Here is a 12,027-nt window from a genome sequence, read left to right as displayed (position 1 = left end):
TCACCCGGCGACTGAGGAAACTCGGCACCATCGCCTCCATCTCGCTGCGCACTCGATGGCATCGACCCTACTGGGCGCGGCTGCCGGCCTCGGTCAGGAACCGCGACATGGCGGCGGCGACGGCGGCGGGCTGGTCGAGCATCGACAGCACGTAGGCGTCGTCGATCTCCACCAGGCGGCCGTGCGGCAGGAGCTCGGCCAGTGCGCGGCCGTGCTCGCGCGGCATGACCTTGCCCGCCGACGACCACAGCACCAGGGCGTCACCCGAGAATCCGCGCAGCGCTTCGGTATTCGCGATGAGCTCGGGCTTGCGGAAACCGGATCGCGTGTAGGCGAGCAGATCTCGCCGAATTCGCTTGTCCCGCAATCCGGGTTCGGTCCAGCCGCGCACCATCTCGTCCGACAGCGGCTTGCGCGCCATCCAGCCGAACATGAGCGGGGAACTCCGCAGCCATGACACCCGCAGCTGCCGCAGTGCGAGCGCCACGCCGCCGGGCAGATAGGAGGCCACAGCCGATGTCTTGCCGGGCAATCCGGGTGGGAAGTTGCCGAACGCCTCGCACGGCGTGATGATCAGCCGCCCCACGCGGTGGTCGAGTCCGTACGCGGTGAGGAACAGCCCGCCACCCCAATCGTTGTGCACCAGAGTCACATCGGTGAGATCCAGGGCCTCGAGGAACTCCGCGATGAGCCGATTCAACCCGTGCAGGCTCAGATCCGTCCCGTCTCGCATCGGTTCCGGATGCGCCCCCAGCGGCAGGTCCGGCAGCACGTACCGGAACCCCTCCGGCAACTTCCCGATGACGTCGTCCCACACCGTGTGATTCATCAGCAGACCGTGCAGCAGCACCACCGCCGGTCCCTCGCCTCGCTCGACATAGTGGATCCGACCTGCGGAAATATCGGCAACCGGCATGATTTCCTCCAGTAGAGCATTTACTCTAGTGCGTTTGCTCTAGTCTGGTTCCATGCCCGGTCACCTGTCAACCACCACCCGCGACCGCATCGTCACCGCCGTCGCCGAACTCATGCGCACCCAGGGCTACAGCGCAATCACCGTCAAACAGATCACCGCGGCGGCCAACGCCCCCATGGGCTCGCTCTACCACCACTTCCCCGGCGGCAAACTCCAAATCGCCGCCGAGGCGCTGCGCACCTCCGGCGCCGCCTACATCCAGCTGATCCCGCTCCTGATGGACCCGCACGACGATCTCCGAACGGCCATCCCCGCCGCCTTCGAAGCCGCCGCGGAAACCATCGAACAATCCGGTTGGATGAACATGTGCCCCGTCGGCACGGTCGCAGGCGAAGTGGCCGACAGCGAACCCGCCCTCCGCGAGGTGGCCGCCGAAGTGATCAACTCCTGGATCGCCCAGGGCACAACCTATTTCGTGCGCCGCGGCCTGGACGAGCCCACCGCCCGCGACCTCATCCTCGCCACCCTCGCAGCCCTGGAAGGCGCCTTCATCCTCAGCCGCACCCTCCGCTCCCCAGAGCCCCTGCACGCCGCGGGCCGAACCCTGGCCGCCCGCATCGACACCGTCCTCGCCGAACGCCGGTGAGTACCGCTCCACTCAGACCCGAAACCGGCTGGCATGGGAAGCACGCGCAGCGGTCGCCCGCCGAGACCCCGCAGCTGGGAGTTGGTGGAATTCAGCGACGAATAGCTACGGCGGCTTCGATCGAGGTCAGCGCGTGGCGCATGCGGTCGCGTTTGGTGCGGAGGTAGTGGACGTTGTGTTCGGTGGGGGAGGTTTGCAGGGGGATGCGGGAATCGACTGTGATGCCGTGGGATTCGAGGCTGGAGTGTTTGGCGGGGTTGTTGCTGAGCAGGCGCACGGAGGCCACGCCCAGATCGGTGAGGATCTGGGCGGCGGCGCGGTAGTCGCGGGCGTCGATGGGGAGGCCCAGTCGCAGGTTGGCGTCAACGGTGTCGGCGCCTTCGTCCTGGAGTTCGTAGGCGCGGAGTTTGTTCAGCAGCCCGATGCCCCGGCCCTCTTGGCCGCGTAGGTAGACCACGATGCCGGAGCCTTCGGCGGCTACGGCTGCCAGGGCGGCGTCCAGTTGTTCGCCGCAGTCGCAGCGCAGGGAGGCGAAGGCATCACCGGTGAGGCACTCGGAGTGGATGCGGGTCAAGGTGTTCCGGCTGCCGGGGGTGCCGTAGACCAGGGCCAGGTGTTCGGCGCCGGAGTGTTCGTCGGCGTAGCCGATCACGCGGAAATCGCCGTGGCGGGTGGGGAGGCGGGTTTCCACGACCCGGGTTACGGCGTGCTCCAAGGACTTTCGGTGCTCGATCAAGTCCTCGATGGAGATGATGGGGATGTTCCACTCCTTGGCGAGGACCAGGAGTTCGGGGAGGCGGGCCATGCTGCCGTCGTCATTGACCACCTCGGCGATGACGCCGGCGGGGCGCAGGCCGGCCAGGCGCATGAGGTCGACGGCGGCCTCGGTGTGGCCCGGACGGCCCAGTACGCCACGGGGATTGGCGCGCAGCGGGAAGACGTGGCCGGGGCGGGACAGATCGCCGGGGGTGGTGCGGGGGTCGGCGAGCAGGCGCATGGTGTGGGCGCGGTCGGCGGCCGAAATGCCGGTGCTCACACCGGAAACGGCGTCGACGGAGACGGAATAGGCTGTGCCCTTGGGGTCTTCGTTGACCGCTGTCATCGGAGGCAGGTGCAGGCGGTCCAGATCCTCTCCGGTCATGGGGACGCAGAGGACACCGCTGGTGTGGCGCACCAGGAAGGCGATGTTCTGAGCGGTCGCCTTCTCGGCGGCCAGGATCAGATCGCCTTCGTTCTCGCGGTTCTCGTCATCCACCACGAGCACCATGCCGCCGCGCGCGATCTCGGCCACCGCGGCCGCGATCGTGTCGAGTTCACCGGTCATCGTCGACCACCTCCTCCGGCCGCACGGGATGTCGGCCATATTCCTAATCGAAATATGCGAGGCGCGGAACAACGAGGTGGGGTCCCGCTCAATGGATACGGCCCGCGGGAAAACCCACGGGCCGTATCCATTCGATCGAAGGGTCAATGCGCCGTGCCGCCGGTGGCGGGGGTGCGGCCGTGCTTCATGAAGAACGCGCCGATGAGCGCGATCAGCGAGGAACCCACGATGAACCAGAAGCTGATCTCATAACCGCGATCGGAGTAGAGCAGCGGAATCTCCTTCGTGACCGGGGGAGCGCCGGTCACCGACACCACCGCCTTGACCGGACTGTCGTTCAGGAAGGCCGTGGCCACCGCGAGCCCGACCGCCGCGCCCATGGCCTGCATGACGCCCAGCATGCCCGCGCTGACGCCCTGCTGTTCGGCCGGAACGGCTTCCACGATCAGGTTGGGTGTCGCCGCGTAGTACAGGCCGAAGGCGATGCCGAACACCGCGCTGATCGCCGCCAGCACCAGCCAGCCGTGCCCGAGCACCGCGTAGGCGATACCGGTGCCGACGAACAACACCAGCGTGAACACCAGCGGAGCCCGTCCGCCGGACTTGCGAATCCACAGACCGCCGAGGAACCCGCACACCATGGCGATCAGGGCCTGCAGCAGCGCGATGTGGGTGGCGAACTTCAGCAGGCTGAACCCGTCGCCGTAGGTGTAGCCCGGATCCAGTTCCACCTGAACCATGTCCGGCGGCAGCTGCGAGAGCACCATCTCCTCGGGCACCTGCACCGCACCCGGCGGCAGTTCCACGCCCGGCGGCAGCTGCGCCTTGGCCTGCGCTTCGGCCTGGGCCTGCGCCTGTTGCAGCGCACCGGTTTTCACCTGTTCCCAGGTGGCGGCCTTCACCTGCTCGACGACCTCGGAGGCGGGCGGCGACTGCGTCATGTAGCCGACCGCGTAGGACTGATAGCCGATCATGAACGAGGCCAGCAGCGCCACGAACAGCACCACGCTCACGCGCGGGGTGAACAGCAGCTTCATATCCATGATCGGATTGCCGACCTTGCGTTCCACGATCGGGAACAGCGCCAGCAGCGCCAGGCCGCCGATCAGGTACGCGAGCGTGGTCGGCTCGGTCCAGCCCCAGTGCTGTCCGTTGTCCAGGTAGATCAGGGTCAGGATCAGGCCCGTGCCCAGCAGCGCCGCGCCCACCAGATCCAGGCGCTGCGGCGTGCGCAGCTTCGACTCCGGCACGACCACCATGACCAGCGGAATCATCACGACGGTGAAGATGAACAGGAACCAGAAGATGGCCCGCCAGCTGTAGTGCTCCACGATGAAGCCGCCGATCAGCGGACCGGCCAGCGCCGACACGCCCAGACCCGTGGACGCGATGCCCAGGCCGACCGGAACCAGCTTGCGCGGCATGAGATCCCGGATCAGACCGTACGAAATCACCGCCGTGGCAATGGCTGTCGCCTGCAGGCCGCGACCCACCAGGAACAGCATCCAGCTGGTCGTCACCGCACAGATGGCGCAGCCGATCAGGAACAGCACACCGCAGGTGAGGAACATCTTCTTCTTGCCCCAGATGTCGCTCAGCTTGCCGATGATCGGCGAAGCGGCGGCGCCGATGACACCGAAGATGATGATCGCCCAGTTCAGGTTCGCGCCGGCCACCGTGGGGAAGCTGGGCGCGATCTGACGCAGGGCAGCCGACACCATGACGTACTGCATGGGTGCGACCTCGGTGAAGAGCACGATCACCGCGAGAACCGAGAAGATCCGCAGTTTCGACGCACCATCGAGGCGGCCGGTGTCGTCTACGGGGCCAGGTGGCACCGCGGTATCGACGGAGGTGGACATAGTGCGTCCTTCAGGGGTAGAGCTGACACGATGTGTGAACCGTGTCACGCCCGAAGGTCACCGAGAATAACCGAGCCCGTTCAGTGGGAATCTTGGGAATTCTGCTTGCCCGCACCTTTTCGGCGGCTACGCTTTCTCGCCAATTTGTCGAGATCGGCCAGCAGATCTTCGGCGAATTGCTTTTCCGCCTCGTAATGGCGGACGCACCAGCGCAATACGGCGCTGGGGTAGGCCCAGTCCGGATTCACCTCCGCGCCGTCGGCGTCGGCTTGCGCGCGGCGGCGCATGGTTTCCGCGTAATCGATGTGCTGGTTGAGGATTTCGCGCATGCGCTCGGGCTGGGCCAGATGACCTAGCCAAGCACGCAGCATCACACTGTGTTTCAGGACCGGGGCTTCCACGGGGGAGTGGTTGACCCAGTGCGAGGCGGCCGCGCGGCCGGATTCGGTGATGGCGTACATGCGTTTTCCGCGCATGCCGTCCTCGGAGACCACGGTGCGCGAGGTCGCGAAGCCGTGTTTCTCCAGCCGTTTGAGTTCGGCGTAGATCTGACTGAACGACGGACTCCAGTAGAAGAATTGCAAACTCCAGTCGGCCCACTTCTTGAGGTCGTAGCCGGAGAGTTCCTCTGCGTGCGAGAGCATTCCGAGCACCGCCCACGCCGTGGTGGGCAATTCCGGAATGCTCTCCTGCTCATCGCCGTGAGCATCGATCATGCTTGAACTGTATCGCCCCCGCACCTGTCGTCTCCGCTCAACGCCAGTGGGCGCGACGCGGGAACAGGGTGCGGCCGGCCTCGTGCGCCACCTCGAGCACGACGCGGGCCAGCCGGTCGAAGCTCATGCCGTCGGCGCGACCCGACAGCGACAGCGCGGCCGGAGCGGTGCCGCGACCGCGCAATGGCGCTGCGACACAGGCGATTCCGACGACGGCCTCCTCGCGGTCGATGGCCACGCCCTGCCGCAGCCGGATCTGCTGCAGCTCACGCGCCAGCGCCTCGGGCTCGCAGATGGTGCGCGGGGTGAGGCGCGGCAGGCGGGTGCGCAGCGCGGCCTCGGCGATATTGGGCTCCAGGCAGGCGAGCATGGCCTTGCCGACACCTGTTGCGTGCGCGGGCATCCGGCCGCCGAGGCGGGTCGGCAGGCTCGCGGCGAAGCGGCCGCCGGCCTTGTCCAGGTACACCACATCGCGTCCGTCCAGCACCGCCAGGTGACCGACCATGCCGGTGCGCTGGCTCAACTCGTGCAGCAGTGGACTGACGGCATCGCGAATCTCGTTGTGGTCGGCGGTGAGTCCGCCGAGTTCGAGAGCGCGCATGCCCAGGCGGTAGCCGCCGGAGGTGTGCGCCAGCCAGCGCAGCTTGATCATCTGATCGAGGATCCGGTGCACGGTGGACCGCGGCAGCCCGGTGCGCTCGACCAGACCGAGCAGCGTGAGGGTGGGGGTGGAGGCGTCGAAGGCGTCCAGGATGAGCGTCATGCGCTCGATCATCGAGACCGGGACTTCGGCGCTGGGAGTACGAGATTCCTTGGCGCGCATGGGGTTGTGAGCGATGCTTCGTGCTTCTGCCGGGGGCATCAGGGTGACGGACATATGTACCTCCATTGGCAGATATCCAGTCTAGGAGTATTCCGATTAGGCATGTGCCGGTTTCGGACCTTGTGCTACCCATCACAGTGCCCTGGACCACATACGGGGGAATCGGGAGAACTACGTAGGTTTTCGCCCGCTCTACGGATTCCTGTCTCGGTGACCGAACCACGATATTGACGCATCCCGGCGCTGACCTGCTGTTATGACGGCTAGCCATATTTCGAACCGAAATAAAGGAGATGCCGTGGAACCGGTGCTGGAGGCGGACCGCGCGTCCCGGGAGATCGATCCGCAAGCCTTCAAGGCGGTGCTCGGACGGTTCTGCTCCGGAGTCACCGTGATCACCGCCCTCGACAACGGCGAACCGGTCGGCTTCGCGTGCCAGTCGTTCGCGTCGCTGTCCATCGAACCGCCGCTGGTGAGCTTCTTCCCGGCGCGCACCTCGAGCACCTGGCCGCGGATTCGGGCGGCGGGCAAGTTCTGCGTGAACATCCTCGCCGACGATCAGACCGAAATCTGCCGGCAGCTCGGGCGGCCGGGCGCGGACAAGTTCGCGGGCGTCGAGTGGACCGTGAGCGCCAATGGGTCGCCGCTGCTCACCGGGGCCATGGCCACCATCGAATGCGAACTGCACGACGAGGTCGACGGCGGTGACCACACCATCGTCATCGGCCGCGTCACCGGCTTGAACGAGCACTCCGACGCGCCGCCGCTGCTGTTCTACCGCGCCGCCTTCGGCCGTCTCGCCAACCAGTAGCTACCTCCCGGCCAGTGGGACAGCCATTGTCACCGGCGTCACACCGGCCGCAACCATCGAAGCAAGGCAAGGGAGAGGAATTCACATGACCACCACGGACGGTGAGGTGCGAGTCATCGATGCGGGCGCCCCGCCTGCTCGATTCGCGCGCGGCTGGCACTGCCTGGGCCTGGCCGACTCCTTCCGCGACGGAAAACCGCACAGCGTCAAGGCATTCGGCACCGAGCTGGTGGTGTTCGCGGCCGCGGACGGCACCCTCAACGTGCTCAACGGCTTCTGCCCGCACATGGGCGGCAACCTCGCCGACGGCACCGTCAAGGGCGACTCCATCGCCTGCCCGTTCCACGACTGGCGCTGGAACGGCAAGGGCAAGTGCACCGGCATCCCGTACGCGCGCCGGGTTCCCCCGCTGGCCCGCACCAAGGCGTGGCCGACCATGGTCGAGAACAAGCAGCTGTTCGTTTGGAACGACCCGGAGGGCAAGCAGCCGCCCGCCGAGGTCGCGATCCCGCGCATCGACGCCGCCTTCGACGACGAGTGGACCGACTGGACCTGGAACACCATGATCGTCGACGCCAACTGCCGCGAGGTCGTCGACAACGTGGTGGACATGGCGCACTTCTTCTACGTGCACTACGGGTTCCCGACCTTCTTCAAGAATGTGTTCGAGGGCCACACCGCCAGCCAGTACATGACCTCGGTGTCCCGCGAGGACATGATGGGCGAAACCGCGAAAGCGCTGGGCGGCAAGAACGTTCTCACCTCCGAGGCGTCCTACTACGGGCCCTCCTACATGATCGACTACCTGAAGAGCGAGTCCCCGGGCCTCACGGTCGAGGGCTACCTCATCAACTGCCACTACCCGATCGACGAGAACCGCTTCGTCCTCCAGTACGGCGCCATCGCCCGCAAGCCCGAAGGCCAGACCGCCGAGCGCGCGGAGGAGATCGCCAACGCCTTCGTCAACGGTCTCGGCAAGGGCTTCGAGCAGGACGCCGCCATCTGGAAGCGCAAGTCCCGCATCAACAATCCGCTGCTGTGCGAGGAAGACGGCCCGGTCTACCAGCTCCGCCGCTGGTACGAGCAGTTCTACACCGATGCCGCCGCCGTCACCGAGGAAATGACCACCCGCTTCGAATTCGAGGTCGACACCACCCGCGCCGTCCAAGCCTGGGAAAAGGAAGTCGCCGACAACCTCGCCAAGCGCGACGCCGAAACCGCCGCCTCCCACTGAAAGCAGCTGCCATGGACAAGGTCTCGTGCCGATCCTGCGGAACATGCGTGCTGGTCGAGAAATTCAGCCCCCAGCACACCAGCGTCCAATGGAACCCGACCGCCGTCGCCACCTGCACCGGCCTGCCCCCCACCGGCCTCCGCCCCCACACCTGCCCCAACCTGCGAGCCAGCATCGAAGCAGCAGTGGAATCCGGCGACCTCGCAGTAAGGACCCGCGACATCGACGTCCGCACCCGCGGCCGAACCTTGGCCTGAGCTATGGGGGTTCGGGGGCTTGGCCCCCGCTCTCTTTCCTCCTCCAGGAGGAGGCCGGGAGCGGCGAAATCTTCAGTACAGGAATGGAACTGGTGGAACGGATGACCGTGACAGACATCGCGCCGGATGCGGCGCAGCTCGAGGCCGACGCCACGGTGGCCGCGCAGGCCGGGGGCGTCGCTTCGGCACGGGTGGTGCGCGTTGTTCGGGAGACCGAGGACGCGGTGTCGCTCGAGTTGGAGCCGGAGGCGGGGCATGCGGGGCGGTTCGGGTACAAGCCGGGGCAGTTTCTGACGCTGCGGATTCCGAGTGAGCTGACCGGGTCGGTGAGCCGGTGTTATTCGCTGTCGAGTGCGCCGCACGAGGGCGGGCTGTTGAAGATCACCGTCAAGCGGACCGTGGACGGGTACGGGTCGAACTGGTTGTGCGACAACGCTGTCGAGGGGATGAGCCTCGATGTGTTGCCGCCGGCCGGGTTGTTCACGCCGTCCTCGCTGGATGCCGATCTGCTGCTGTTCGGCGGCGGTAGCGGGATCACGCCGGTGCTGTCGATTCTGAAGTCGGTGCTTGCTGAGGGCACGGGGCGTTGCACGCTGATCTATGCCAATCAGCACGAGAACTCGGTGATCTTCGCCGAGGAGCTGGCGGAACTGGCTGCGGCGCATCCGGATCGGCTGCTGGTGCTGCACTGGTTGCAGTCGGTGCAGGGTCTGCCCACCGTGGACCAGCTTGCGGCGCTGGCGAAGCCGTGGGCATCACGCGAAGTGTTCGTGTGTGGCCCCGGCCCGTTCATGGACGCCGTGAGCGTGGCCATGGCCTCGCTCGGTGCCGACCGCAAGCGCGTGCACGTCGAGAAGTTCGTATCGCTGTCGGGCAACCCGTTCGAGACCGACACCGCCACAGTGGATATCGAGGCCGCCGCCGAAGCGGGCGATAACGCCACGGTCCAGGTCGCACTCGACGGCGAGAACCACGAGTTCACCTGGCCGCGGCAGCAGGTGCTGCTGGACGTGCTGCTGGCCAAGGGTCTGGAAGCCCCGTACTCCTGCCGCGAGGGCGCGTGCAGCGCCTGCGTGTGCCGCGTCGTCTCCGGCGAAGTCTCCATGCGCCGCAATGAAGTTCTCGAAGACGAAGACCTGGCCGACGGCTATGTGCTGGCCTGCCAGGCGATTCCGGTGACCGACGACGTCACCGTCACCTACGACTGAGATCCGAGGAGTTACATCATGGCCGCCTTCGCCTCGCTCGGCTACGTCCGCGCCCGCATCGCCGATGTGGACGCCTGGCGCACGTTCGCCTTCGACACCATCGGTTTCGCCGAAGGCTCCGGTCCCAACGAGGACTCGATCTACCTGCGCGTGGACGAGCACACCTACCGCCTCGAACTCGTCCCCGGCGAGCGCGACGAGGTCATCGCGGTGGGCTGGCAGGTCGCCGACCGCCGCTCCCTCGAACTGGTCCGCGAAACCCTGGAGAAGGCCGGAATCGGCGTCACAGCACTGTCTCCGGCAGACACCGCCAACCGGCACGTCGAGGAGGCCATCAGCTTCGTCGACCCGTCCGGCTTCACCATCGAGGTCTTCCACGGCCCGCTGCTCGACCACACCCCCGTGGTCGGCAAGTTCGGAAACCGTTTCGTCACCGGCGATCTCGGCCTCGGCCACGTGGTGCTCCCGGTCCGCGACATCGAGGAAGCCCGCCGCTTCTACACCGAGGTCCTGGGTTTCGCCTCGCGCGGCTCCTTCCGCGTCGGCCCGCCCGAGCATCCGATCTGGATCCGCTTCATGGGCGTGAACCCCCGCCACCACAGCCTCGCGCTCATTCCCGGCTCCCGCCCGGACGGGCCCGGCATCGTGCACATCATGGTCGAGGTGGACGCCCTCGATGATGTGGGCCGTGCCCTGGACCGCGTCAACAAGGCCGGCTACCACCTGTCCTCCACGCTCGGCCGCCACACCAACGACAAGATGATCTCGTTCTACGTCCGCACCCCCGGCGGCTGGGATCTCGAATTCGGTTGCGAGGGCATGCTGGTCGGCGACGGCTACGTCGCCGAGGAGATGACCGCCGACAGCTACTGGGGTCACGAGTGGGCCCGCGGCTGATCTGAACTCCCCGCCGTCTCTCACCCCTGGCGGGTCCCGGGCGTAGTCCGCCGCAGCCCCCGGCGGACTACGCCCTGTCGCTCGGAGCACAACTGAATATTCCGCAAAGGAGCGTCGAAAAGTGAATCAGCCCATCGCTTCCGGACCGACCCGGTTCGGCTTCTTCATCGCGCCGTACCATCCGCTCACCGGCAATCCCACCCTGCAGATCCAGCGCGATCTGCAACTCGTGGAGCTGGCCGACGAACTCGGCTTCGCCGAAGCCTGGGTCGGCGAACATCACTCCGCCGGAATGGAAATCATCTCGAGCCCCGAGGTGTTCCTGGCCGCCGCGGCACAGCGGACGAACCGGATCCGGTTGGGCACGGGCGTGAATTCGCTGCCCTACCACCAGCCCATGATGCTGGCCGACCGCATCTGCCTGCTCGACCACCTCACCAAGGGCCGGGTCATGATGGGCATCGGCCCGGGACAGCTGGCCTCGGACGCCTCCATGATGGGTGTGCCGCAGCCGCGCCAGCGCGACATGATGCACGAGTCCATGGACGTGCTGACGCAGCTGTTCCGCGGCGAACAGGTGACGGCCAAGACGGACTGGTTCGAGCTCGACGAGGCCCGGCTGCAACTGCTGCCCTACCAGCAGGACGGCCTGGAAATGGCTGTGGCGTCCACGATTTCGCCCTCCGGTGCGGTGCTGGCCGGACGCCACGGTGCGGGCCTGCTGTCCCTGGCGGCCTCGGACCCGAGCGGCTACGACGCCCTGCTGCCCAACTGGAAGATCTACGAGAAGACCATGGGCGACAACGGTTTCCCCGTCGATCGCGCCAAGTGGCGGCTCGTCGCGCCCATGCACATCGCCGAAACCCGCGAGCAGGCCCGCCGCGAAGCCGAATGGGGCGTAGGGCATCTCGTCGACTACATCAAGCGCCTCAGCGGCATGGACGTCCCGTGGGGCGACACCGCCGCCGAGGCCGTCGAACAGTGGGTGGGCCCCGGCTTCCCCGCCTTCGGCCGCGCCACCATCGGCACGCCCGACGACGCCATCGCCACCATCGAAGCCCTGGCCGCACAGTCCGGCGGCTTCGGCACCTTCCTGGTGCTGGCGCTCAATGTGGCGGACTGGGACGCCACCCGGCGTTCCGCGAAACTCTTCGCCGAACACGTGATTCCGCATTTCACCGGCGCCAACCGCGCTCGCATCGCCTCCCTGGACTGGGCCAATGCGAACAGCGAACGCCTCATGTCCGGCATGCGCGCGGGCGTCGAAGCCGCCTTCGAACGGCACGCCCAGGCCCTGCAGACCGCACTGACGCCCGACTCGGAAGGGAAGTGA

12 protein-coding genes are annotated in these 12,027 nt (G+C 66.8%); 7 read left to right on the top strand and 5 right to left on the bottom strand.

The genetic code is table 11. The features are described from left to right. Positions 1–67: 67 nt before the first annotated feature. Positions 68–916 (bottom strand): alpha/beta fold hydrolase, encoded by an 849-nt coding sequence (locus H0264_RS34270; protein WP_181581375.1) that lies wholly within the window; start codon positions 914–916, stop codon positions 68–70. A 52-nt stretch (positions 917–968) separates the two neighbouring features. Here H0264_RS34270 and H0264_RS34265 point away from each other — a divergent pair, with 52 nt between their 5' ends. Beyond that, positions 969–1,562 carry a TetR/AcrR family transcriptional regulator gene (locus H0264_RS34265; RefSeq protein WP_181581374.1) on the top strand — a complete coding sequence of 198 codons (594 nt, stop codon included), beginning with the start codon at positions 969–971 and terminating at the stop codon, positions 1,560–1,562. Between the two features lie 91 nt (positions 1,563–1,653). On the opposite strand, the gene H0264_RS34260 is transcribed toward H0264_RS34265, so the two are convergent. The 4 genes from H0264_RS34260 to H0264_RS34245 form a co-directional block, all read right to left on the bottom strand. Continuing rightward, on the bottom strand, positions 1,654–2,886 hold the full coding sequence (locus H0264_RS34260) for a bifunctional 3,4-dihydroxy-2-butanone-4-phosphate synthase/GTP cyclohydrolase II (protein ID WP_181581373.1): 1,233 nt from the start codon (positions 2,884–2,886) through the stop codon (positions 1,654–1,656). A gap of 143 nt (positions 2,887–3,029) precedes the next feature. After that, positions 3,030–4,748 carry an MFS transporter gene (locus H0264_RS34255; RefSeq protein ID WP_181581372.1) on the bottom strand — a complete coding sequence of 573 codons (1,719 nt, stop codon included), beginning with the start codon at positions 4,746–4,748 and terminating at the stop codon, positions 3,030–3,032. An 80-nt stretch (positions 4,749–4,828) separates the two neighbouring features. Next, the gene (locus H0264_RS34250; protein ID WP_181581371.1) at positions 4,829–5,464 is read right to left on the bottom strand and encodes a PadR family transcriptional regulator; all 636 of its coding nucleotides are present in this window, start codon (positions 5,462–5,464) and stop codon (positions 4,829–4,831) included. A gap of 37 nt (positions 5,465–5,501) precedes the next feature. After that, the gene (locus H0264_RS34245) at positions 5,502–6,341 is read right to left on the bottom strand and encodes an IclR family transcriptional regulator (RefSeq protein ID WP_338040113.1); all 840 of its coding nucleotides are present in this window, start codon (positions 6,339–6,341) and stop codon (positions 5,502–5,504) included. A gap of 244 nt (positions 6,342–6,585) precedes the next feature. On the opposite strand from H0264_RS34245, the gene H0264_RS34240 reads away from it, so the two are divergent. From H0264_RS34240 to H0264_RS34215, 6 genes are all read left to right on the top strand, one after another. Then, positions 6,586–7,098: a flavin reductase family protein gene (locus H0264_RS34240; protein ID WP_231084453.1), complete on the top strand. Its 513-nt coding sequence runs from the start codon at positions 6,586–6,588 to the stop codon at positions 7,096–7,098. An 85-nt stretch (positions 7,099–7,183) separates the two neighbouring features. Next, positions 7,184–8,332, top strand: coding sequence for a 3-ketosteroid-9-alpha-monooxygenase, oxygenase component (locus tag H0264_RS34235; RefSeq protein ID WP_181581369.1), 1,149 nt, complete (start codon positions 7,184–7,186; stop codon positions 8,330–8,332). Positions 8,333–8,379: 47 nt separating this feature from the next. Continuing rightward, positions 8,380–8,589, top strand: a complete 210-nt coding sequence (locus H0264_RS34230) for a hypothetical protein (protein ID WP_244976033.1) — start codon at positions 8,380–8,382, stop codon at positions 8,587–8,589. Between the two features lie 101 nt (positions 8,590–8,690). Then, positions 8,691–9,797 carry a ferredoxin--NADP reductase gene (locus H0264_RS34225; RefSeq protein WP_181581367.1) on the top strand — a complete coding sequence of 369 codons (1,107 nt, stop codon included), beginning with the start codon at positions 8,691–8,693 and terminating at the stop codon, positions 9,795–9,797. Positions 9,798–9,815: 18 nt separating this feature from the next. Then, positions 9,816–10,694: a VOC family protein gene (locus H0264_RS34220; RefSeq protein WP_181581366.1), complete on the top strand. Its 879-nt coding sequence runs from the start codon at positions 9,816–9,818 to the stop codon at positions 10,692–10,694. Between the two features lie 121 nt (positions 10,695–10,815). Beyond that, entirely contained in the window at positions 10,816–12,027 is a 1,212-nt protein-coding gene (locus H0264_RS34215; RefSeq protein WP_244976032.1) for an LLM class flavin-dependent oxidoreductase, read from the top strand.

Origin of the sequence: Nocardia huaxiensis, from assembly GCF_013744875.1 — a bacterium.
In the GTDB taxonomy this organism is placed as follows: Bacteria; Actinomycetota; Actinomycetes; order Mycobacteriales; family Mycobacteriaceae; genus Nocardia; species Nocardia huaxiensis.
Note: the sequence above shows the minus strand (reverse complement) of the source record. Positions and strands in the feature narration are given on the sequence as shown.